Annotated in this window: 18 protein-coding genes and 1 pseudogene; 9 read left to right on the top strand and 10 right to left on the bottom strand. The window is 66.7% G+C overall.

From position 1 onward, the window contains the following. Positions 1-737: 737 nt before the first annotated feature. Both CLT68_RS27805 and CLT68_RS27800 read right to left on the bottom strand, forming a co-directional pair. Positions 738-1,328 (bottom strand): hypothetical protein, encoded by a 591-nt coding sequence (locus CLT68_RS27805; protein ID WP_141910256.1) that lies wholly within the window; start codon positions 1,326-1,328, stop codon positions 738-740. A 20-nt stretch (positions 1,329-1,348) separates the two neighbouring features. Then, positions 1,349-2,620, bottom strand: coding sequence for a NucA/NucB deoxyribonuclease domain-containing protein (locus CLT68_RS27800; RefSeq protein ID WP_143743276.1), 1,272 nt, complete (start codon positions 2,618-2,620; stop codon positions 1,349-1,351). 294 nt (positions 2,621-2,914) lie between these two features. Between CLT68_RS27800 and CLT68_RS27795 the strand changes: the two genes are divergently transcribed. After that, positions 2,915-3,280 carry a VOC family protein gene (locus CLT68_RS27795; protein ID WP_099857724.1) on the top strand — a complete coding sequence of 122 codons (366 nt, stop codon included), beginning with the start codon at positions 2,915-2,917 and terminating at the stop codon, positions 3,278-3,280. 827 nt (positions 3,281-4,107) lie between these two features. Here CLT68_RS27795 and CLT68_RS27790 read toward each other — a convergent pair. After that, positions 4,108-5,298 carry a response regulator gene (locus tag CLT68_RS27790; RefSeq protein ID WP_099855362.1) on the bottom strand — a complete coding sequence of 397 codons (1,191 nt, stop codon included), beginning with the start codon at positions 5,296-5,298 and terminating at the stop codon, positions 4,108-4,110. After that, positions 5,295-8,246 carry an ATP-binding protein gene (locus tag CLT68_RS27785; protein ID WP_158240952.1) on the bottom strand — a complete coding sequence of 984 codons (2,952 nt, stop codon included), beginning with the start codon at positions 8,244-8,246 and terminating at the stop codon, positions 5,295-5,297. The genes CLT68_RS27790 and CLT68_RS27785 overlap by 4 nt, the downstream gene beginning before the upstream one ends. 388 nt (positions 8,247-8,634) lie before the next feature. On the opposite strand from CLT68_RS27785, the gene CLT68_RS32960 reads away from it, so the two are divergent. Continuing rightward, positions 8,635-9,666 carry a hypothetical protein gene (locus tag CLT68_RS32960; protein ID WP_158240951.1) on the top strand — a complete coding sequence of 344 codons (1,032 nt, stop codon included), beginning with the start codon at positions 8,635-8,637 and terminating at the stop codon, positions 9,664-9,666. 264 nt (positions 9,667-9,930) lie between these two features. Here the strand turns inward: CLT68_RS32960 and CLT68_RS32955 are convergent, their stop codons facing one another. Continuing rightward, positions 9,931-10,161, bottom strand: coding sequence for a hypothetical protein (locus CLT68_RS32955; protein WP_099855357.1), 231 nt, complete (start codon positions 10,159-10,161; stop codon positions 9,931-9,933). 163 nt (positions 10,162-10,324) lie between these two features. Here CLT68_RS32955 and CLT68_RS27770 point away from each other — a divergent pair, with 163 nt between their 5' ends. Then, the gene (locus CLT68_RS27770) at positions 10,325-11,263 is read left to right on the top strand and encodes a hypothetical protein (RefSeq protein WP_099855356.1); all 939 of its coding nucleotides are present in this window, start codon (positions 10,325-10,327) and stop codon (positions 11,261-11,263) included. 660 nt (positions 11,264-11,923) lie between these two features. Here the strand turns inward: CLT68_RS27770 and CLT68_RS27760 are convergent. The 5 genes from CLT68_RS27760 to CLT68_RS27740 form a co-directional block, all read right to left on the bottom strand. After that, the gene (locus CLT68_RS27760; protein WP_199177165.1) at positions 11,924-12,169 is read right to left on the bottom strand and encodes a transposase; all 246 of its coding nucleotides are present in this window, start codon (positions 12,167-12,169) and stop codon (positions 11,924-11,926) included. Positions 12,170-12,243: 74 nt separating this feature from the next. Beyond that, a complete protein-coding gene (locus CLT68_RS27755; RefSeq protein ID WP_199177164.1) occupies positions 12,244-12,810 on the bottom strand; it encodes a hypothetical protein in 567 nt (188 codons plus the stop codon). A gap of 195 nt (positions 12,811-13,005) precedes the next feature. Next, the gene (locus CLT68_RS27750; protein ID WP_099855353.1) at positions 13,006-14,151 is read right to left on the bottom strand and encodes an IS110 family RNA-guided transposase; all 1,146 of its coding nucleotides are present in this window, start codon (positions 14,149-14,151) and stop codon (positions 13,006-13,008) included. 342 nt (positions 14,152-14,493) lie between these two features. Beyond that, on the bottom strand, positions 14,494-14,925 hold the full coding sequence (locus tag CLT68_RS27745; protein ID WP_099855351.1) for a hypothetical protein: 432 nt from the start codon (positions 14,923-14,925) through the stop codon (positions 14,494-14,496). 174 nt (positions 14,926-15,099) lie between these two features. Continuing rightward, positions 15,100-15,927: an aldo/keto reductase gene (locus CLT68_RS27740; protein WP_199177282.1), complete on the bottom strand. Its 828-nt coding sequence runs from the start codon at positions 15,925-15,927 to the stop codon at positions 15,100-15,102. Between the two features lie 290 nt (positions 15,928-16,217). Between CLT68_RS27740 and CLT68_RS27735 the strand changes: the two genes are divergently transcribed. From CLT68_RS27735 to uppS, 6 genes and pseudogenes are all read left to right on the top strand, one after another. Beyond that, complete coding sequence (locus tag CLT68_RS27735) at positions 16,218-17,210, top strand: hypothetical protein (protein WP_486482463.1); 993 nt, start codon at positions 16,218-16,220, stop codon at positions 17,208-17,210. 69 nt (positions 17,211-17,279) lie between these two features. After that, positions 17,280-17,702, top strand: coding sequence for an NUDIX domain-containing protein (locus tag CLT68_RS27730; RefSeq protein ID WP_099855347.1), 423 nt, complete (start codon positions 17,280-17,282; stop codon positions 17,700-17,702). A gap of 779 nt (positions 17,703-18,481) precedes the next feature. Next, positions 18,482-19,993: pseudogene (gene istA, locus CLT68_RS27725) on the top strand (IS21 family transposase); the annotation flags it as partial. Positions 19,994-20,180: 187 nt separating this feature from the next. Next, complete coding sequence (istB, locus tag CLT68_RS27720; protein WP_099855343.1) at positions 20,181-20,939, top strand: IS21-like element helper ATPase IstB; 759 nt, start codon at positions 20,181-20,183, stop codon at positions 20,937-20,939. Between the two features lie 18 nt (positions 20,940-20,957). Beyond that, positions 20,958-21,152 carry a hypothetical protein gene (locus tag CLT68_RS27715; protein WP_099855341.1) on the top strand — a complete coding sequence of 65 codons (195 nt, stop codon included), beginning with the start codon at positions 20,958-20,960 and terminating at the stop codon, positions 21,150-21,152. A 130-nt stretch (positions 21,153-21,282) separates the two neighbouring features. Beyond that, positions 21,283-22,053, top strand: coding sequence for a polyprenyl diphosphate synthase (uppS, locus tag CLT68_RS27710; protein WP_355159359.1), 771 nt, complete (start codon positions 21,283-21,285; stop codon positions 22,051-22,053). The last annotated feature ends 331 nt before the right edge of the window (positions 22,054-22,384 follow it).

The raw sequence follows: 22,384 nt of genomic DNA, 5'->3' as shown, positions 1-22,384 counted from the left end.
GCCTGGTGGGGGAGTGTGCGCAGGTCAAGGCGGTAGGGAGCCTTTGGTTGGCCTGGCCTTGCAGCTGGGAGCAGATTGGGTGCAGGTTGGCGAAGAGGTCACCGCGACCGAAGTGCTCACCGATGCCGGACAGAGACGAGGACTCTGACCTGCGGTGCTGCGGCCGAGCGGTGCGCCGTGACCTCCCAGTGAGCACCGAAGTGGTCAAGCTGCAGGCCCTATGGATCCGACCGCCTCGCCGGTTCGCGCTGGCCGTCGGAACGGATCAGCGCCGGGAAAGAACTAATCGACACCTGTCTCTGCGTGTCGCCGTTCAGACGGCGACACCTGTCCTAACACCTGGAACCGCAATCCCACCGACAATGCGTTGACCAGGACTCTCTGCTCGGTGACCTCTTCGGCGAACCCGAAGGTGTCAGACGGTTAGCTCCCGACCGTCAGTCGGACGCCGTCTGCTCGTGTCGATGCGGAGTTCGCGCCGGCTGCGATGATCAAGAAGGTTGGCCGATAAGCCACGAGCACGCACTTGTCACCATCCGTCGGCGGATCCAGTCGTGCAGGTCGGCGGGGTGCGGGTTGGCGGCGGATAGCCAGATGGTGAAGTAGGCGGTTTCGCGGCTGGTCATGCCGCTCGCTGTCGTGGTGTACCTGCTCAACGCGCTGCGACGGAGGACGGGTCGTCTCCGACCGGTGAAACTTCAGTTGGGTGGGTGCCAGAAGGAAACCGAAGGTCAGCGCTAGTCTGATGTTTCCTGCGTGCGGAATTTCTCGTCCATTGCCTGCAGCCGGGCATGCCGCGCGGCCTTTCTTTCCTCCGTGCGCGGGACGGGTCTCGGCCTGCGCGGGGCGCTTCTCAGTCCGGCGCCGAAGGTGTCGGTGTGTTTGAGGCTGGTCTCCGTTGCTGGTTGTGCCGGCCATGCCACCACCAGGTAATCCTCGACCGGCTCGAGTGCACCCAGATCGACGGCGATGTCGCGGCCGCGGGCGTGTATCCGGATCCGGTAGCTTCCCGGTCCTGACCGTGTCAGGACCGGGAGCTCTGGGGCATCGTTCATCACGCCGGAGACCACCATCCGGCCGGCGGGTGCGTGTACCGAGGTCTCGACGACGTCGTCCCAGCCGACGAGGTCGGTGGTGGCCGGTGGCGCATCCCTGGCATCCACGGTGACTTGCACGAAGCCGGAACTGATGCCGGTGAACACCACTACGCCACCGGGATGGGTCGAGCTCAGGCCGTTGTCATACGTGAGTGGTGGGCCGAGGACGGTGCCGGTATCGACAAGATGGAACATGTGATCGGTGACCGGCACCGCACCTCGTTGGTTCACCACCGGATCATATTCCGCCCCTACGGGGTGATCCAGACATAGAACGGGTCGGCGTTGAATATCCGCTGATCGATGTAGAAGCTGCCGAGTGCGCTGCCACCCTCACTGTTCTGGGTGTTGTCGATCATGCAAGCGCTGTACCCCGACGGTCCCGTCCCGGCTGGGAGTGGCACTTGACATCCGCCGAAGGTGCGGCCCGGGCCGCCGCCGCCCGTGGCCGCGCCTTGCTGGCTGGACTGGAACGGATACTCGTCACAGCTGAGCCCGGCCGGTCGCGGGTAGCTGCTCGGGCAGGAGCGGTTGTAGTTCGAGGTCTGCTGGGCGGCGTTCACCAGGCGGTTGAGTGGCGCCGGGTGAGACAGACCGTAGCTGGGGTGCGAGCCGGGTAGCCCGGAGTCCTGTGCGGCCAGGATGTGCCATGCGAGTTCCTCGTATGCCGAGGAGACGCTGTAGATCATGGCTGGCGGGATGTCTCGGATGATGCAGCCTGCCACGGTGTTGTTGCCAGGCAGGTTGTGATCGCAGCGGGTCACCGGCGGGGTGACGTTTACCGGAGTCGACGGGGCCACCCAGGACGGGTTGACGAAGTAGTAGGACCAGGTGGCGGTGGCGGTGCCGACCGAGCCGCGGGTGGTGGCGGTGGACCGGAAGAACGCCTCTCCTTCGACCTGGTTGGTAGTGGTCACGGCCTGCGGCAGGAAGTCGGAACTGTTGACGGTGCAGGCGCCGGTGCACGTGGCGGTTCCCTGGGCCAGGGTGCCGCCGATCGAGCCCCAGCCGCCATACATGTCAATCATGATCTGGTAAGCGAAGGTGGGGATGGTCGACGAGGTGTACTCGAAGGCGTACTCGTCGAAGTAGATCTGCCCGATGATCGCGCCGGTGTTCACGTTGATCACGTCGAGGGTCAGGTCCCGGACCGCGCAGATCATTTCGCGGGTCTCAAGGGTGTAGACCCATGAGCCCGGCACGTCGGTGCACCAGAGGGGGAACGGTTCGAAGAGCAGGGTCGGATCCGCTTTCCGCGCCCTGGGGGTGCCCGGTTCGGTGGGCTTGATACAGGCCACGGAGGTCGTGCCCTCCTTTGCCGCAGCGCGGGCAAGTTCGGGTAGCCGGGGCCTGACTGTCGCGCAGTCATCGGCGATCCGACGCGTCTCGAGAGTGTTGAGGGCTACCGCGCTGGGAAGCTGTTTGGCCTCCAGCGGTGGTTGCTCGCTCGCGTGGGCTGGCGGCGCACCATGACGAGCAAGATCATGACGCCCGCTACGATCGCGAAGTGCTTGCGCATTCATCCTCCCCAGGAATTAGGTGCAAAGCATCGTCAAACCTAAATAGAGCGATGTCTCAGATCAAGGGCTCTGGTCGCTACAAATGCCCTCTCCTGGGCATGAGCTGGCTACTCATGCAAGACGCGTCCTGGGCGAGCTGCTGGACGGAACGTGGAGATGGAGGCCTCCAATGGAGGCGTTGTGCTTGTCGCTGGCGGCTGAGCTGAGGATCGACCCGCGGAGGGGGTAGGCGGCGTCCGCTCATGTCGAGTTGAGTGCTCCTGACAAGGGCTTTGGGGTATGGCTACGTTAGGGCCCATGACGACGACCTTGGGCCGGTTTGCCGGCGTCACGATAGATTGCCAAGACCCACAGAAGCTGGCTGACTTCTGGTCCGCCGTGCTCAGCGGCCGGGTGATGGAATCCCTACCCGGCTGGCGGCGAGTCATCGTCACCGACGGCGGGCCGGTGTTGACGTTCCAACCGGTACCGGAGCCCAAGGTCGGCAAGGCGCGTCTGCACTTGGACATCGCTGTCGCCGACGCTGCTCAAGCGGTGGACCGGATCGGGACGCTGGGCGGCCGGTGGACCGGCGAACGGCACGACTACCCGGAAGGCGCGGTATTGGTAATGGCCGACCCGGAGAGCAACGAGTTCTGCGTCGTGCAGCATTACCAAAAATGACGTCCCGGCGGCACGGCCGGCGAAAGAACGCGCACATCTGCCGCTGACAAGGCGCGGCGATCGTGGGCGTGCTCCCCGATCGACCGATGCGGCTGTGGGAGCCAGCGCTGGTGCCAACCACGGCACTGGGCCGGCAGCTCACGATCGGTCGGCGGTCCGATGCGAGCCCGGTTTGGGGGGAGCAGGTTGGGAGCAGCGGGGTGCCCTGAACGGCCTTGAACTGCGTCCAACGGCATCGAACGGCGCTCAACTGCACCCACCCCTGCCTGCGGCTCCACTTTCCCGCAGGTCAGAGTGGGTGCAGCGTCCTGTTTCACCGCGGAGTGCTCCGCGGTTCTGCACAGTGGTCGACAACTCTCTATGTCGCCTGGCAGGGGAGTGTGTGCAGGTCAAGGCGGTAAGGGGTCGTTGATTGGCTTGGCCTTGCAACTGGGAGCAGATTGGGTGCAGGTTGGCGAAGAGGTCTCCGCGCCCGAAGTGCTCACAGATGCCGGACGGAGACGAGGGGCTTTGACCTGCGGTGATGGAGATTGAGCGGTGCGGCGTGACCTCCCAGTGGATACCGAAGAGGCCAAGCTTCTCGCCTCCCGACTGGCTGGTGCCGGCTGTTGAACTGAGGCCTGCCGGAGCCAATCACGAGGTCAGCCCGCATCGATGCGCGGCTCTGGCTGTCGTCGCGGTGGCGTCGGTAGGGATCTCGCGAGCTGAGACCCAGATCCCGCTGGCGAACTACTGAGCAGGGCTTCCTGAACGGTGGCCTCTTCGGCGAGCCCGAAGGCGTCATCAACGCGTCGACTCGGGCGCCAGCCGCCGGCAGGATCCGGCACTTACTGCACCCATGGTTCGGCCGCACGCCAGGTCGCAGTGGAGGGAGGCGGGGGTGGGTCGGACGGGTCGCCCGCGTTGGCATACCGTAGCGGCGATTTGGTGTTGGGGCGTGTGTCCGAGCCGTCGAACTGGAAGCAGTGGTACGCACCGGAGCTTGGCGCGCGTTCGGCGACGAGCCATGGGGACAGCGTCACCGGTGCCCCGGCGTGTGGCAGCAGGAACACTTGGCCGGTGATGGTGGGATCGGTCGTTGCCACGGTATGTGCGAACGGGCCGCTTGTTCCGCGGAGCCGGTCGAACTCCGCGTGGAACAGCATCCCGTCGTATGTCATCGTCGTCGCTACCCCGATCTCGGCGCGCCAGAACGCGGCGGCCCGGGCCGCGAACCGTCGGAGCAGCCCGTCGAGATGGTCGGCGTGGGCGGCAGTGGATGTCGTACGGCCGTGCGCGATGCCGTTGCGCAGATTGACCAGATCCTGCACGCGCTGGGCGCCGCCGCTGGGGATGAGGCAGGCGAGTAGGCGGCTGAACTCGCTACCGACGCTGGCCAGGGTCAGCAGCCGCGTGCACACCGTCAGCCAAGTTCCCATGCTGGGCCGGGCGAGCTGCGCTGCCGTCACTCCTGCCAAGGGCGCCGGCGGTGTGGTGGCCAGCCCAACCATGGCCGCGAAGCGCAGCACCGCCTCCAGCGCCGCGAGGCCGGCATTGACCTGCCGATCCACGTCAGTGGCCCGCCAGTACCGAGCGAAGTGGGCCGCCAACGGCGCGGGAAGCCCCCCGATCGCCTCCTCTAGGGCTTGGGCCTGCCATTTGACGTGCACTTCGGCGCAACGGTCGAGCAGCTCGGTGCTGGCGTCATCCTTGTCGACCCAGTCGGCGGCACCGAGGCGCATGGCGCGGACAGTCTGCTGCTTCGAGCCCTCTCCTGACAGCACCAGCGCTGGGGTGCGCAGGCCTTCCGCCTGCAGGCGTTCGAGGAGCCAGAGGCCGCCCCAGTCCTCCGGCGGCATCTTCAGGTCCACGATTATCAGGTCGAACGGCCTACTGGTGGCAGCCGTTAACGCGGCGGTCCCGTTGTCGACGAAGTGTAGGCGCGCGCCGGCCCGCTCGACCGGCCGGCAAAGCGTGCGGGCGACGTCCGGCTGGTCGTCGGCGACCAGCACGTGTACGTCGGCGAGCGGTCGGATCATTCGTCCGTCCCCTCGGTAGGGGAAGTCAGCGGAAGCCGGACGTGCCACTTCGTTCCAACAGGCGATTGGATCCACGCGAGCTGCCCTCCGACTCGCTGCAGGAGCGACTCGACCGACAACAGACCGATGCCGCTGCCGCCCTGTTTCGTGGTGCGGATCCTGGCACCCGAGTCCAATGCGGCGACGACGTCTGCGCCGATGCCTGGGCCGTTATCGGCGACTTCAATGATCGCGGTCTCCTCGTCAACGGTCCAGCCCATCCGGATGCGGCCGCCGCTGGCCATGGCCTCCACTGCATTCGCAGTCAGGTTGTCCAGGATCAGCCCGAGCGAGCGCTCGTCAATGGCGGCTTGGGCGGCGGTGTCCGTCGCCGGCGTGTCCAGCCCGACCCGGTCGGGCAGGCGGGTCAGCAGGTCGCGGGCGTACTGGCGGAGGAACGGCCGCAGATCAACGTCGCCGTCGGCTGCGTCTGGTACCGAGGTCACGGCCGTCAGGCTGAGGGCCAGGCGCTGCATCCGCTCTAGGTGCCGGTACGCGTCGGCCTGCTGTTCGTGGTGGCCGGCTGGGGTGGCCGCTACCGCACTGGAGGCCTGGCGGGACGCGCTCGCGTGGTTCTTGATGTCGTGTAGCACGTCAGCCACCCGTCGGCGGAACGGGTCAGGGCTAGGGTGCAGCGCGGCGAATGCGGCTTGGCTGACCGGTCCGGGGTTTAGCGGGAGAGTTAGCCCGGCGATTTCCACCTCGACTCCGCCTGGGACCGGGCGCATGAGGCCCGACCAGGTGACGGCGGACCACAGTGCGCAGGCGTGCGCGAGATCCGGCTTCGTTGGGCCGGTGAAGCGCACGCGCAGCGGGCGCTCGCCGATCACCATGGCGGTCGCGAAGGCTTTTGAACGGAGCATGATGTTGGCCGCCGCGTCTAGGACGGCGCGCTCACGGGCGGTCAGCGTTACGGCTGGCACCGGCCCGGTGAGCGCCAATCGGTCCCGGTGAAAGCTGGTCCACTCGCCGACCAGGTGCACCAATTCGGTATCCGGCTCGTCCGCGCCCATGCACCGAAAGAGCTGGCACAGCCGGACGATGCGATCGGTGAGCGTCCGGTCCAGCCCAGCCGGCTCGGTGATGGCCCTGATCGCGTCTAATGTTTGTAGCAGCTCAGCATCGATCGCCTGTTCCCGCGTGTCGGCAAGGTACCGGGCCCGCCGGAACGCGTTGGTAAGGCCAGCTACCAGCTGTGGACTGGACCGCTTTCGCAAGTGCCGGTCTGTCCGGTCGGCCCATTCCAGCAGCTCCTCCGGGCTTTGGATGAGATCCAGGCCGAACTGTTTGGACGCCGCCCAAGCGGCGACGGGCGGGTTGTTGGAGGCGAGAATCGACGCCTGCTGCGCCAGGACCAGCCGGTTGAGCGCGTGGCCGCCGTCGTCCGGGATCCCACTAGCGGAACTGGCGATAATATCCAGCACGCGTCGGGAGACCTCGTGTTTCGCAGCGGTCTTGCCGGAGGCGCCCTCGCCGGTGACGGCTACCGAGTCACCGAGCAGCGGGCTGGTCAAGATCGCAGTGGCCACGAAGACGGCCTGATGGCTCGGCCCGGACGACTTGAATTCGTACGCGATGTCCAGCCGCAACCCGCTGGCGGCTCGCTGCAGGCGGGTAGTGTCGTCGAGGTCCCGGGCGCGGCCCGGCGCGATCATTTGCCAGGCTGGCCGCCATGCGGGCGGCCACTCCGACTGGAGCGTGGCCGGGCGCCGCTTGCTGAGGTAAACGGCGGCCATGACGGCCTGAAACACGTTCGCCCTAATCTCGGGTGAGGTGCCCAGGACACTTTGGCCGGCCCCGAGCAGCAGGCCGCTAGTTAGGTCGGCCCACCGGCAGGCCCGCTCGTACGCGTCGTTGGGCAGAGTGACCACAAGGAGAGTGTCAGGCCGCTCAACGACCGCCCGGCGGGCCACCGCGAGGCTGTACTCGTGCTCGAGCACGTGTGAGCCGACTAGCCCGAGCAGCTGGTTGCTGCGCTGGCCGGCCCGGGCGGTCTCGGACTGGTGCTCATAAGTCCAGGACGAGTGGATCAACGCCTGGGATAGCAGCGGCCGAGCGGTCGGCGGGAGCGCGAAGGCTCGCTGGATCCGGTCGACCGTCCAGGCGTGATCGCGGTAGCCGAGCATCTCGCGGGCCTGCGCGGCAGGCCGGACTGCCGTCACCGTGGCCGCCGCGGCCGGGTAGTACCGCTGGACGAACTTGCGCGCAGCCTCGTGGGCCGCTGCCTTCTTGCTACGGCCAGTGCCTGTGGTGCGCCGGCCCCGAGTATCCGTCGCAACGGCGTGGTAGGTCGACTGGTGGTCCGGACCCTCGCGCTCATAGGCGTACGTCACCGGCGCGGCCCTCGCGGCCGCCTGCAAGACGGTGACCGGGTCGTGCACAACCGCCGTCCGGCGGGCGTCGGAGAGCAGTCCGCCAGCCAGGCGGGTGGCCGAGTCGTACAGGTCGAGGACACACAGCAGGCCGACCACGCGCCGGAAGAGGTCGGCGACCACACGGTTCGGCAGCGGCTCGCCAACGAGGCCATGCCCGACCGCGGTCGACTCAGCGATCCATGACTGCCGGGCTGCCCACGCCGGCAATGTCGAGGCGATGTGGCCGATCTCTGTACTCAGTGGGCCGGGCTTATCGCCGGGTACCCAAGCCAGCCCTTCGACCGCCGCGTGCCGCTGAAGGAAGGTGCCGCCGAGGCGTGCGAGCGCGTCGAGGAGGCCGCGCGTGACGCCGGGCAGCTGACGGGTGTTTTCGTAAAGATACGAATTGTGGATCAAAGCGACCCCGAGCGCATCGACAAACCCGTCGTCCCCGACAGGTGCCCCGCATTGCCGTAGCGCCTCCAGCGCTGGGTCGATCGGGAACCGCCTGCGGGACGCTCCGGTGTCCGGCCAGCGGTCGTGTGGGGTGCTCATTGGACGCACGCTACAAGCCTGGATCGGGCGGAGGAATCCACCGGAGGGCCTGCTCGATGGGGTGGGTGCGACGGACCCGGGCATCGACGATGGCGAGGCTTCAGGTAAGACAGCAGTCGACCGGAGACTCTCGGCCGCAGCCACTGCCAGCCGACTGCTCAGCTACAACCAGGTCAACTACAGCACCTACCCCGCAGTCCAGCGGTACACCTCCAGCGCCGCGACGACCCCGGTGAATGTCGCCCCGACCGCGTCGGTGATCACCACACCGTTGGCCATTCCGACGGTGGTGTGCAGCCCACCAGCACCGTGTGCCTGCGACCGGTTGGGGTGTCAGGTAGCGGTCAGGCACCTACTCCCCATCGCGGTTGTTCCCGATCCTGTCCGTATGGATCCGGCCCAAGCGTGCGCAAGCCATGGGTGGAGCATCATTACCTCGGCCTCCACCAACTCCCAGTTCGCAGGCGTCCTCGCCGGTTTCGTGTTCACTGGCATTGTGATGCTGTTCGCCATGCGGGGTGGCCGATACACCCAGGCACTGGCGGTGCTGAGCCCGACCTTCATCGTGCTCGGCTTCGACAGCTACCTCTTCAGCCACGTCACTGGCAGCGGAAACGACGGCGAATGCGTCCGGGTCTGGACCGACGGAATGTTCGCCAGCGGCATGCTCGGCGTCGGCGCCGCCGGCGTCGTATCCAGCATCTGCTGGCTGCTGGCAGCCCATCTCGACACCCATACCAAACAACCACCGCCGGCAGACGCCAGCACAGGCCAGACGACCACAGACCAGCGGCCCGAACTGGGCCAGCCGGACCCGGCGATCGTCAACCTGCCGCGCATCGCGGCCGGGATGATCTACGGGGTGACGGTCGGGATCTGCCTGCTGCTGGCGATGACGGCAGACCGGTACCTGCGACTTGTCTCGAATGACGCGCCTCGAATGCTCTGGCTGTGGGTCGTATGGGCCGTGCCGGTGGCGGTCCTGTTGGGCCTCGCTGTCCTGGTCCTCGCCCGGTGGCGGCGACGCGCCCGGCACCAGCACGCGGCAGAGAACAAGACGCGGACCTCGCGCGTCCGGTCGCTGACGTTCGTGGTGTACGGGATGCTCGCCTACGGCCTGCTGACCCCGGTACTGGCCGGCGTCATCGCGAGCGTGGGCGATCACTGGTGGCAAGATCCCGGTCCGCAGATCGTGGTGCCAGCGGTCCTCGTCGAGCTGGTGTTCGCCACGCTGCTGCTCGTCGCGCTTGTCCTCGCGGCACCGCCAATGCCGCCGCCTGCGGCTCGCCGGCACGAACCGAATGGCTTTCACGACGGAACCGGCGTTCCCGTACCGACCCAACCGGACCCCGTCGGCGCGGAAGTCGGCGGTGCCGTCGACGACCATCCGGGACCACGCGCACAAACCGAAAGTGCGTAAGACAGGCACGAGAAGGGCTCGACGCCGGACAGCCGGGAGCAGGGCATCCGCGCCACGTCTACCGCATCGGCGACGGCAGCGCTCACCTGCACGTCTGGTTCTTCGCCCGGCCGGAGGGGCCAGGCGCGCAGCTCTACGGATCCTGGCTGGTCGTCTGGGACGACCTCCTGCCGGAGTATCCCGCCGGGGCGGACGCGGCGATTTTGGCTGATGCCCCGGTCGCCTCGGGTCGTGTCCCAGCCACGGCGAGTTGCCGGTCAACACCTAGGCCCAGTCGCGCCAGTCCTCCAGCCCGGCACAGCAGCCCGGCGTCACCACCTTCCCGATAGTGCTGCCGCGAACCCGTAGGCCACCGGCAGCAATGAGGAAGTCCTCAGCCAGCAGCGCGTTCACGACCTCATCGCGCCCGCCAGGAGGCTGGATCTCAAGCCGACCGGCGAGCGCGGCCACGAACAGCCCGACCCGTTCATCGCCGCAGCCGGCGTCGAGCACCAACCACTCACCGCGATGTCATCCAGCGGTCGGATATGCCGACGAGCTTCGCCCTCGGCAGAGGCCCTCATGATCTGGTGAGCGTTGGCCATCAGTTGATGTCAGAGGGCTGCGCGAGCGGGTCACACTGTGAGATGGCAGGGGCAGCATCCGAAGGGCGGTTGAGGTGGCGTTCGATGCATCGCAGTACGTCGTTGGTGACGAGTGGGCGTACCGGTCTCGGGACACGGCGCCGTCGGAACGCGTGCGCATCAAGGCTGTCACGCCGAAGAAGGCCAGTGCGAGCATCGAGGTGGAGTTCCTTGGTGACGGCGGCGCCGGCCGCCGTCTGCAGACCGTGTCGTCAGCCCGGTTGAAAGCCCGGTGGGCCGACGTTGAAGCCTACGACGCCCGGCAGGCGGACTGGCAGCGCATCGACGACTTCGAGCTCGACTCCGTCGAGCGGAGCGCGGTTCTCACCGTCTACTCCGCCCTCATCCCGGAGGATGTGGCAGAGCTGGACTGGCGTCCGGTCGAGAACGCAACGATCTTAAAGGATCACGCGAAGCTGACCGACATCCTTCAGGTGCCCGTAGAGGAGATCCTCGCGGCGGTTCAGTGGTTCACCACCGATGACGCCACGATCGTCTCGCCCGCCGGCGCTGTCATCATCGCGGAGGCCGCCTGCCGAGCCCACTCGCACACCATCCTGGAGCACGTGATCGAGGAGGAGGCCGAAGCCCGGCACAAGTGCAAACACGGCGGCCCGCATCCCATCCACAAGGGCGAGAAGTCCAGTCCGGAATGGGAGTATCGGTGGTATCGCAAGCATGTTCGGCCGGAGCACGAACTTCTGCGGCAATGGTGCGGCCACCGCGCCGTCGTAGCCCACGAACGCCTCGCGGCCGCTGAAGCGGAGAACCACCGCCTCGACCTCCTCGTCGTGCAACTCATCAAAGCCCTCGACGTCGCCGGTGACACCATGCAAGCTGAACGATTCGCCGAGGAACACGAACGCGACCGGATCACCCCTTACCTCGCGCGACCCGTCGTCGACCGGCCGCTGCACTGGTCCGAGATGCCGGTGCGTGAAGTCCCGGTCTATCGGCGCCGCCGCTGGGGGTAGGCGACCATCACTGCCACAGTCGCTCGTCCTCGGAGCCTCGGAGTCATGACGCTCAGGCCGACCTTCACTTGCCGCTTGCGCTGATTAGGAAAGCAACGGCGCCGTGGCGCTGTTGCCCAGTGCCTGGGTCGACGACGTGCAGGGCGACCTAGAAGCGCTGCGGCGGAGTTGGCCGCGGCCCCGTCGTCCTGGCCGCCAGCTCAGGCGTCGCCGTCTGGCTCAATGTAGCCGTGTTTGAGTAGCACGGCCCTGAGCTGGTCTTGCCACGTCTTTTCATCGGCGTCGAGCCATCGGTGCCGGTGTGTGCACTGCCAGTTCGGCGGCGGTTCCTCGGGGACGAGACACCCGCCGAGCGCAAGGTCGCCGTCGGCAGCGGCAATGTGCGCTTCTGGGACCGGGAGGCCGAAGAGTAGTGGGACGCCCGTCGTGTGGCACTCGGGGCAGGCTGGAATCACCTCGCTACCGTACCGGTCCTGCAGCGTCTACGCGGGCGGGTGGACCGCGGACGGGTCGAATCAGAAGGCTGGCTGGGAGAGCGGATCGTATGAGGCCGACGTCGCTTAGAGTGCGATTCTCACTTGCGGTTGACAGCAGCCTTAGAAGTGGCACGATTCCCTGATGATCAATCTGCCGCAGCTGGTTGCGGACTTCGCAACTGCCCTACGACCTCGTTCTCCTGCTCGAGCAGCTTGATCCGCTTGCGGGCCTCACGAGCTCGGCTGACTCGCTTCCACTGACGCCAGGCTTGGTCCCGGCGTCGATGTCGGCCTGGCGCAGCCACTTGAACAACGTCATCGGGTGGACCCCGAAGTCCTTGGCGATCTGCTCGACCGTGACGCCAGGCTCCCGGTCACGAGCGATTCGCACGACATCATCACGGAACTCACGGGGGTAGGGCTTGGGCACAGCAACATCCTTCCAGCCCGCCACGAGGGCAAGCCATCTCAGATGTCACCCATCGGTGCAGCAGACCCGTGAGGTCAGTAGTCGAGGTAGATCGGGGCTTCGGCAATGCCGTCGTACACCGTGGCGACCTGCAGTTCGGGGTCATTGAAGAGATGAGCTTCACCCCGGTATACCGCGATGACCTTTTCCCCGCCCCGCCACCAGGTGTCCGACACGCCGGCGACTTCCGGGAACGGTTCCAGGTTCGACAGATCCAGTCGGTCAACGGCTGCGCCCCGCACCTTGGTGATCTCGGAGGCCCAGTGACCAGCCCGGTACACCAACGCCAGGGACTCGACCCAGCCTGCGACGGACTCGTGCAGCACTGCGCTGCGGCGGCTGTCCTCAATGCCGAACTCCCCACGAGGACCGATGAAAAATCCGTACGGCATGGAGAACCGCTGGTCACCCGCGTCGAACCACCAGTCACCCGTCGATTCCATCTCGGGCATGTCGCTACGGAACATCTTCGGGCCACCTTCATAGTGTGGCGCTGGAGGTAGCAACAGGCCGCCCCATATGGCTTCGAACGCTGCCATCCGGTCGACAACGGCGGCCGGAATACCGTGGTTGAGCCAGTGGTCGCGGATGTCGCTGCTCATCTCGCTGTAGAGGCGGTGTCCGTCGCCGTGGACGAAGCTTCGCGCGCGCCTGGTCAACGCAACTGTTATGGGTTTCTCCTCAACAACTCGATCATCGGGGCATGCACATTCTGCCGGTTGGTCGCTCGGCTCTGCCAGGACTTCTTCGTCGGAAAAGCCGTGGCGGTCAGCATCCTCATCTGGCTCCCTTCTGTGTCAAGACATCGCTGGGAGCGGAGTTCTAAGCTGGGTCTTGGCGGGTCCGGGAAGTGACTTCTCCGAAGAGCCAGCTTGGGGATGCGAGCTGGTCACGCTGGAGTCAGTGGTCGTTCCCCGTTGTCCTCCCGGGCTCGCTGCCGTGGCTACTGTGGCGTCGTTGATCATGGTTCGGTAGACGATGTCGGACAGGCGTCGTTTCAGCGCGCGCATGGCTTCCATTGACGTCTTGCCGGAGGCTTTCTTGCGGTCGAAGTAGGCGCGGCCTTCGGTGGGGTTGCGCAGCTGGACGGTGGCCATGATGTGCAGCACCCGGTTGATCTGCCGGTTGCCTGCGCGGGAGAGGCGGTGTCGTACCTGGTCGCCGGAGGATGCGTCGATGGGGGCGGTGCCGTTCCAGGAGGCGAAGTGGGCCCGGTTGGGGAACCGGGTGATGTCGCCGACCTCGACCAGGAGCCGGGCGGCGCCGGATGGTCCGATGCCGTGCAGGTCCATGAGGGTGGTGCCGGTGGAGGCGATCAGTTCTTTTAGTTCCTTGTCGGCGTTCTTGGTGCGTTGGTAGACCCGTTCGAGGTCGCTGATCAGCTCCGCGGCGACCCGGCGTCGGGCTTTGCCGACCGTGTCGCGGGGTCGGACCTTGGCCAGTAGTGCTTTGGCCTGGGCGGCTGACAGGCTCTTCTTTGCCCCACCGGGTATCAGTTCCAGCAGCAGTTGGTGCAGCTGGGAGACCATTCGGGTGTGGTCGACGCCGAGGGAACGACGTCGGTCGATCAGGATCCGCAGCAGGGCGAGTTGGTCGTCGTTGACGACGGGGCGCAGCCCGGCCATGCGGGTGCCGACCAGTGCGATGGAGTGCGCGTCGGTGGCGTCGGTTTTGCGGCCTTGGCCGGTGGCGAACACCCGCGCCCTGGCGGACAGCTTCGGCGGGACGTCGAGGACCTGTTCGCCGTCGGCGAGTAGCCGGTTGGCGATGTGCCGGCCGATGCCTTGGCAGCCCTCGATCGCCCAGACCCGGCTCGGCCACTGGCTGGCGTACTTCCTCATCGCCGCGTAGCCGTCGCGGTCGGTGTCGAACCGGCCGCCGCCGACGATGCTCTCGGCGGCGGTCATGACCTCGATCGTGGCGGAGCGTTTGTGCGGGTCCATCCCAATGACTACACGATTTGACGTGGCACTCAACGGGTCCTCCGATGCTCGATCAGCAGTTGTCGAGCCGGGAGGGCAACGCTACTTCGAGCAGTGCAAACCCCTCTTGAGCCTCTCCCCGCCCTGGGGCGACGCCCGGGCTGCGCAGGCCAAATGAGAGCCACACGATCAGCGTGGGCAGCCGCAATGAGAGCGATAGCCCGGGCGCCTCGACCGAAGCCTGGCCGGGCCACGGTCGCAGGTCAATGAAACAAGTAGCCGCGATCTGGGCGTCACAAGGCGTTACCGCTGTTGTAGCCATGAGCAGCTGGCCGGGCGCAACGCCAGCCGGACTTGCAGGCGTCAGTTGCCGCGCAGAATCTGGTCCCGGTACTGCTGGAAGCCGTGCCAGCCAGCGGTCTGAGTGGGCTCGCTGGTCAGGAACTCGCCGGTCGAGATGTCGAGAGCGCGACCACCAACCGAGGCGACGATCCGCGCGATAGCGGCCGGAACGTCGTCGCCGCCTCCACGCACATGCAACATGATCGAATCAACGGGGTCGTGCGACCCGATGTTGAGCTCGATGTGCCAAGTCGGGCCGACCAAGTGCCCCCAGTCAGGATCCGAGAGGTCGAGGTCCCGGAGGGTTTCACGTAGCCACCGCCTGACATCCGGCCCGGTTCCCAATGGCGGCGGGTTGAAGTCCTGTGGAAGCTGGTCGACCGACCTGGCGTCGGCCGGGGCGTTGAAGATAAGAACGTCCCAACCATGGCGTCCTCCGGCGTGCTCAGCCAACTCGGGCAGTTTACTCGTGGTCGTTGCACCACGATCCGCCTGCCATCGCTTCTGCCGCCGACCGTGCCGCGCCGGGAGGCAGAACCTCCGCACCTTGCGTAGGCGTCCACCACAGGCATCGAGCCGCCCCAGTGCGGACACATGCCGCGCGTGGCCCTGCAAGCGCGACAGGCGCTACGCAGGCTCGTGCAGCCGGTCCAACGTGGCGTATTGGGCGGGGGTTAGGTGGAGTTCCTCGGCAGCGAGATTTTCGTTTAAGTGGTCGACCCGGGCGGTGCCGGGGATCGGCAGCATGGCCGGCGAGCGGCTGAGGAGCCAGGCGAGCGCAATTTGGGTGGCGGTGGCACCGACCTCGGACGCAACGGCAGCGATCCCCGCCGCTGTCCCTGCCGTGCCGGCCGCGACAGGCCGCCACGGCAGGAAGGCGATCCCTGCTTGCTCGCAGGCCGTGAGTACGGGCTCATGCTCGCGGTCTAGCAGGTTGTAGCGGTTCTGCACGCTCGCCACGTCAACAATCTGCCGCGCCTGGTCGAGTTCGGCGACGGTGACCTCGGACAGTCCGATCCGGCCGATTTTGCCCTCAGCCGTCATGTCCCGGAGCGTGCCCAGCTGGTCAGCGAGCGGCGTTTCCGGGTCGATCCGGTGCAACTGGAGTAGCTCGATCCGCTCGACGCGCAGTCGGCGCAGCGCCTGCTCGACTTGCGCGCGGAGGACGGCTGGCCGCCCGTCCAGTTTCCACTCGCCATGCGGACCTGATCGCGCCACGCCGACCTTGGTCGTGATGACCAGCCCGTCCGGATAGGGGTATAGGGCTTCGGCGAGAAGCTCCTCGTTGGCTCCCCCGCCATACAGGTAGGCGGTGTCGATCAGCGTGACGCCGAGCTCGACTGCTCGCCGGGCCACCGCTAGAGACGACTCGCGGGCAGGACCCGCCTCAGTCGGCAGGTGCATGGCACCGAATCCGAGCCGCCGCACTTGCAGATCTCCTCCGATACGGAACATCTTCGATGTCACCTGGGCTCCCCCCGCTGAAGGTGCAAAGCTAACAGCGTGCCGAGTCTCTGTCCTTAGCCCCGTCGAGGCCCGGAGAGGTACGGATCCCGCGAGCTGAGACCCAGATCCCACCGGCGAGCCTTTGAGTAGGGCTTCCTGATCAGTGACCTCTTCGGCGGATCCGAAGGCGTCAGCACTGGGGGCCCAGGTTGTCAGTCGGGCGATGAGCGACTGGCCGACGTGCGGCTGACCGGGGGCGGAGTGAAACGGTGGTGCGGTCCTCCCAGGGCCTGTGGATGATGGTTGGCGTGACTGAGAAGGGCGGCGGGTCCGCGGAGCAGCGCCTGTACGACGCTGTGGCGCATTGGAACACCGACACCGGGTACGGATTGGCGGACCTGATCCATGCCGCTTGTCAGGCGTTGATTGACGGGCTGGACTCGCCGACGTTGCGTGAGCTAGCTGGTGCTTCGGTGCATGACTCGTCCTGGGATATCGGCGATCTCGTGGGCAAGTCACTTGGGGAAATAGGGATTCCCTATCCGGGCACTGTCCCTCCAGGCTTCGCCCTTGCAGCAGGTGGAGGAGTCGCCCGCCGGCCAGGAGTCGACTCTCTCCGTCTGGAGGTATCGCCGGTGCCCGGCGACGCGGGCGGCGAATTCCAGGTCCGGGTCTACGTCAACGGTACGGAGATGACCTCTGCCGGAGCGGGTCTCGGGATGGACCCGTACGACGTCCTTGTTCCCACCAATCGTCTCGTGGCCGCCTCCGAGCCGTGCACCGTTGCGATCGCCCGATGCGAGTGCGGTGTCTACGGCTGTGGGTCCACAGACGTCACCATCGCGCGGGATGGCGATCTGGTGCACTGGGACTGGTCGCTGGAGGTGCCCATGATGCGGGGCGTGTCGTTCGTAGCTGCGGAGTACGACGTGGAAGTCGCACGGGTGGCTGCGGATCATTCGTGGGAGACGTCCGAGCGTGCCGCCGGACGGCGCGTCCTTACCGACGTGGACCGCGATCGGCTGCTTACCTACGGCCTCAGACCCAGTTGGGTCGCCAACGATTACCGCGATCAGGAGCTGTTTCAGGTCGCCCTTCAGATCGACGGTGACTACCAGATCTTCGTCGGCACCCCGTGGCGCGGTCGCAGCCCCGAGGAGCTGGCGGGTGAGGTGTGCGCCACCTTGGCACTTCCTCCCAGCGCCTGGCACGCCACCTGGCACGCCATCATCCCCACGCTGACCAAACCGCCGAAGATCGCGGGGCCTTCCTGGCGACCCGCGCGGTTCTAGCAGCAGCTAGCCGACACCGGGTGGGTCTGCCGCACCGATAGGTGGCAGCGGGTCTGGGACGATCTCGCCATGGCGAGCTATGACGTTGCGCTGGTGCTTCTCGTCAATTCCTCGGAGGCGGTACTCCTGCAGCATCGCGATGATCAAACGTCGGCTTCTCCGAACCAGTGGAGCCTGCCGGGTGGTCATGTCGAGCCGGGCGAGACGCCTGAACAGGCGGCGCGCCGGGAGTTATTGGAGGAGACGGCCCTGACGGCGGGTGAGTTGCGTGCGTTGTGGAGCGGCCCACGCCCGTACGAGGCCGGCTTCCCGCACACGGTGACTGTTCACGTCTTCTGCGGCCGGACCGATGCTCGGCAACAGGATGTGGTGGTCGGCGAGGGCCGCGCAATGGTGTTCGTCCCGCGGGACGAGCTTCTTGACCGCGACCTGGCCGTGACAACTGCCGCAGTCCTGCCGCTCCACCTCGACGGCGCCGGCGAGACGCATTGACCTGTCGCGATCCGCGCGACTGTAGCTGAGCTGTTGGGCCCCGGTTGAGCCGTTTCGGGAGCCCGCTCACGATGAGCGGGCTCCCCGGAGCCTGGCCCGGCTCGAACGGTGCTGCCATCCCTGGGTCAGTGACGTGCGGTACCGGCACCGCACGTTGGGCAGGCCGGCCTGCGAGGTTAGTGCGTCAAGCCCTGGTAGGGGAAGTTCGTATACGTAGCCGTATGTTCCTGCTCCCCATTCCGGTGGGCCGGCCGTCAGCCATTGCCGTAGCTGCCCGGGGGGGGGGGGGGACTCCGATGGCCGTACTCGGCCAGCGTCCGCGATCTGGCGAGGAAACGACCTGCGGGACTATCCACCGCCGGTCGGCCGCGCAGCCCAATTACGAGCCGGGGATCGGGGGAGCAAGTGGGGAGCATCAGGGTGCACTGAACGGCCCGCAACTGCACCCACCCCTGCCTGCGGCTCCACGTTCGCGCAGGTCAGAGTCGGTGCGGCGTCCTGTTTCGCCGCGGAGTGCTCCGCGGTTGTGCGCAGCGGTCGACAAGGTTCTATGTCGCCTGGCAGGTGTCAGCGCTCACCGAATGTTCCCGTCGGGGTCTGACTCGCTCATGTAATTGACCCAGTCGTCGCTCGTCGTGCCTGGTCAGGCGCTCGTGATGTTCGTGGAGGATCTGACGAGCGTTCGGCTGCAGTTTTCAAGATCCTTGCTCCTCCTCGTCCATGATCTTCGCCCGACGGCCCTGGTGGCTGGGGAGCGGATGGCGAGGAGGACGTTCCACGTGATCGATATAACCGAGATCCTGGCGCACTGGTACGCGGGCCGGTCTCAGCATGATGTCGCGGGGTCGCTGGGCGTGGCTCGCGGAACGATCCGGCGTTACGTCGAGCCGGCGATCGCGGCAGGGTTCGTGCCGGGCGGGACGCCGTCGATGAGCCAGGCGGACTGGGAGCCGCTGGTCAAGCAGTGGTTCCCGCATTTGACCGATACCCGGTTGCGGCAGGTGACCTGGCCGGATTTCGACAAGCACCGCGAGTACGTCGCCGAGATGCTGCGTGCCGGGGTGACCAAGGCGACGATCCATCAGCGGCTGCGTGACGAGCACGCAGTGACCGGGTCGCTGGCCTCGTTCAAGCGGTATGTCGCGGGGAACCTGGCCGAGGACGCGGTCCGGGAGAAGGTGACGGTGCTGCGCACTGACCCCGAGCCGGGGTTGGAAGGGCAGATCGACTACGGCCTGTTGGGTTCCTGGACGGACCCGCGGACCGGACGTTCGCAGCGGATCTGGGCGTTCGTCATGGTCTTGTCGCACTCGCGGCACATGTTCGTGCGGCCGGTGATCAGCATGGACCAGGCCTCGTGGACGGCCAGCCATGTCGAGGCGTTCGCGTTCTTCGGCGGCTGCCCGGCCCGGCTGATCCCGGACAATCTGAAGACCGGGGTGGACAAGCCCGACCTCTACGACCCGAAACTGAACCGGGCCTATGCCGAGCTCGCCGCGCACTACGGCGTCCTGGTCGACCCGGCGCGGGCCCGCAAACCCAAGGACAAGCCCCGCGTCGAGCGGCAGATGCCTTATATCCGGGACTCCTGGTGGAAGGGCCGGGAGTTCACCTCGCTGGTCGAGATGCAGGCTTCCGCGCTGCACTGGTGTCGGGAGGTCGCCGGGCAACGCAAGCACCGCGGCCTGGACGGCCGCACCCCGGCGGAGGTGTTCGATCAGGCCGAGGCCGGGACGCTGACGCCGCTGCCGGTCGCGGCGTTCACCCTGGCGGAGTGGTCGCGGGCCAAGGTCGGCACGGATGTCCACGTCAAGTGCGGCAAGGCGCTCTATTCGGTGCCCTGGCGGTTGATCGGGCAGCTGGTCGACATCCGCGCCACCGCGACGATGGTGCAGATCTTCCACCACGGCGAGCTGGTCAAGACACACGTCCGCAAAGACAAGGGCAAGGTCACCGACGTCGGCGACTATCCGCCGGAGAAGATCGCGTTCCACACGCGCACCCCGCAGTGGTGCCGCGAGCGGGCTGAGCAGACCGGACCCGCGACCTCCGCGGTGATCGCCGAGCTGCTGGAAAGTCAAGCGCTGCATCGGCTGCGTTCGGCGCAGGCGATCCTCAACCTGGCGGGCAAGTACTCCGACGCCCGGCTGGAGGCGGCCTGCCGCAAGGCAACTGCGGCCGGTGACCCTTCCTATCGAACCATCCGCAACATCCTGGCCGCTGGGCTTGAGGACATCGAGGCTGACCGGCCCACCGGTGACGCCGGGGCGCCCGCGTTCCTGCATGGCCCGGCCGGCCTGTTCGCCGACGTGATTCCGTTCCCCGCCCCGGCCGCGTCCGCCGCGGCGACGGCCGGCACGACGAGCGTGACCGGGTCCGATCATCGTGACGACGCCGCGGATGACGAGCCGGAAGGCGCCGTGTCATGACCCCCTCCCTGCTCATTCCCGCCGCACAGACGAAGGACGAGACGAACCGATGACGATTCTGCGCCCCGCGCTGGCCGACAGCCTCCGGACCTTGAGACTGTCCGGGATGTTGGAGACCCTCGACGCCCGTCTCGCCCAGGCGCAAGGCGGTGACCTCGGTTATCTGGAGTTCCTGCAGATCCTCTGCGACGACGAGATCACCCGCCGCGAACAGGTCGCCATGGGCCGCCGGCTGCGCCGCGCCCGATTCGACACCGAAACCACCCTCGAAGGCTTCGACTTCGGCGCCAACTCGAAACTGCCCGCCGCGCAGATCCGCGACCTCGCCGCGCTGCGCTGGCTGCAAGCCGGAGAATCGATCATCCTCTACGGCGCCGTCGGTGTCGGCAAAACCCACGTCGCTCAAGCCATGGGACACCTGGCCATCCGCGCCGGCGCCGAGGTCCGCTTCCACAAGACCAGCCGCATCCTGGCCGACCTCGCCGGCGGCCACGCCGACCGCACCTTCGACAAACGCCTGGCCGCACATGTCAAAGCCGACCTGCTGATCCTGGACGACTTCGCGATGCGCGAGTTCACCCCCGGCCAAGCCGACGACCTCTACGAATTGATCTCCCAACGCATCGCCGAAGGCCGCTCCCTCGCGATCACCGCCAACCGGGCACCCCAGGACTGGTATCCGCTGTTCCCCAACCCTGTGGTCGCCGAATCGCTGCTCGACCGGCTGATCAACACCAGCCACCAAGTCTTCATGAACGGCCCCTCCTACCGGCCGAACAAACGACCCAAGGCCGCGGCCACCAAGTAGGAGCGGACCGACCGCAGCATGAACGATCCGGCACCGCACTCGGATATCCCCAGCCGAGCCGAACGTGAGGCACTCAACGACGCCCTGCTCTCCACCGGCACCGAAAGCGGCTTCTGGGACGACACGGGCCGCCCCGCACCCTGGCCCGACGACATCGACGACTGGACACCAACCACCAGCAGCGCCCAGAGCCCCATCGACGAAATTCTCTAGGGACCGGCAGCTGCGCCAGCCCTCATCCTGAGCCCGGCCGGCGAGCAGTTGTGAGAGTCGTGTGAAGGAACGAGCGAAACGTCTGGACTGTCAGCTCCGCGATGATTAGATCTGGCGAATGTGGACGACAGTGAAGAGCACGGCTTACTCGTTCTATGCCCGGCGCCTCAACGCGCAGCTGGCCGGCGCGAGCCTGCCCCGGCACGTCGCGATCGTCATGGACGGTAACCGCCGATGGGCACGACAGGCCGGGTTCGCCGACGCCAAGATCGGCCACCGCTACGGGGCAGAGCACCTCGACGAGGTCCTTCAGTGGTGCGCCGAACTCGGCATCCAGCACGTGACCGCGTTCGTCGCCTCCGTAGACAACCTGCAGAAACGAGACTCCGACGAGGTCGACAACCTCCTGCACATGATCGAGGAAGTGGTCGCTGAACGCCTGACCCGGCCGTCCAGTATCTGGCAGATCCACCCGGCCGGCAGGCTCGACGTCCTGCCCGACTCGACCAGACACGCCCTGAAGCTGGCCGAGGAAGCTACCCGGCACAACGACACGGCCTTTCACCTCAACATCGCCATCGGTTACGACGGGCGCGAAGAAATCCTCAACGCCATCCGGTCCCTGCTCGAAGAGCAAGGGCGAGCTGGTCACACCATCGACGACATCGCCCAGCAGCTGACCGCCGACCAGATCGCCACCCACCTCTACACCAGCGGCCAGCCCGACCCAGACCTGGTCATCCGAACCAGCGGAGAACGCCGCATGTCAGGGTTCCTCCTCTGGCAGGCCGCATACTCCGAGCTGCACTTCACCGACGTCTACTGGCCCGGCTTCCGGAAGATCGACTTTCTCCGAGCCCTACGGTCCTACGCCGCACGCCATCGCCGGTTCGGTGCCTGACCCAGCACCACAAGCCGCACCAGGAATCCCGCGAACAGAAACCACACCACCAGGCCAAGCACCTCAGCCCGGGCCGCCCAGGACCGGCTCAATAACGTGAGCCGACCCTGGGTCGATTACGTGAGCGCCCACAGCAGGGGGTGTGCGCAGGTCAAGGCGGTAAGGAGCCGTTGGTTGGTCTGGCCTTGCATCTGGGAGCAGATTGGGTGCAGGTTGGCGAAGAGGTCTCCGCGCCCGAAGTGCTCACCGACGCCGGACAGAGGCCAGGGGCTTTGACCTGCGGTGATGGAGATCGAGCGGTGCGGCGTGACCTCCCCGTGGATACCGGAGA

It is taken from the genome of Micromonospora sp. CNZ299 (genome assembly GCF_002754415.1).
Note: the sequence above shows the minus strand (reverse complement) of the source record. Positions and strands in the feature narration are given on the sequence as shown.

Excerpts from the sequence above, each read along its gene's own strand:
- CLT68_RS27800 (WP_143743276.1), bottom strand. The coding sequence starts at position 2,620 with ATGAATGCGCAAGCACTTCGCGATCGTAGCGGGCGTCATGATCTTGCT.
- CLT68_RS27795 (WP_099857724.1), top strand. The coding sequence starts at position 2,915 with ATGACGACGACCTTGGGCCGGTTTGCCGGCGTCACGATAGATTGCCAA.
- CLT68_RS27790 (WP_099855362.1), bottom strand. The coding sequence starts at position 5,298 with ATGATCCGACCGCTCGCCGACGTACACGTGCTGGTCGCCGACGACCAG.
- CLT68_RS27785 (WP_158240952.1), bottom strand. The coding sequence starts at position 8,246 with ATGAGCACCCCACACGACCGCTGGCCGGACACCGGAGCGTCCCGCAGG.
- CLT68_RS32960 (WP_158240951.1), top strand. The coding sequence starts at position 8,635 with ATGGATCCGGCCCAAGCGTGCGCAAGCCATGGGTGGAGCATCATTACC.
- CLT68_RS27755 (WP_199177164.1), bottom strand. The coding sequence starts at position 12,810 with ATGAGCAGCGACATCCGCGACCACTGGCTCAACCACGGTATTCCGGCC.
- CLT68_RS27750 (WP_099855353.1), bottom strand. The coding sequence starts at position 14,151 with ATGGACCCGCACAAACGCTCCGCCACGATCGAGGTCATGACCGCCGCC.
- CLT68_RS27740 (WP_199177282.1), bottom strand. The coding sequence starts at position 15,927 with ATGTTCCGTATCGGAGGAGATCTGCAAGTGCGGCGGCTCGGATTCGGT.
- CLT68_RS27735 (WP_486482463.1), top strand. The coding sequence starts at position 16,218 with ATGGTTGGCGTGACTGAGAAGGGCGGCGGGTCCGCGGAGCAGCGCCTG.
- CLT68_RS27730 (WP_099855347.1), top strand. The coding sequence starts at position 17,280 with ATGGCGAGCTATGACGTTGCGCTGGTGCTTCTCGTCAATTCCTCGGAG.
- istB (WP_099855343.1), top strand. The coding sequence starts at position 20,181 with ATGACGATTCTGCGCCCCGCGCTGGCCGACAGCCTCCGGACCTTGAGA.
- CLT68_RS27715 (WP_099855341.1), top strand. The coding sequence starts at position 20,958 with ATGAACGATCCGGCACCGCACTCGGATATCCCCAGCCGAGCCGAACGT.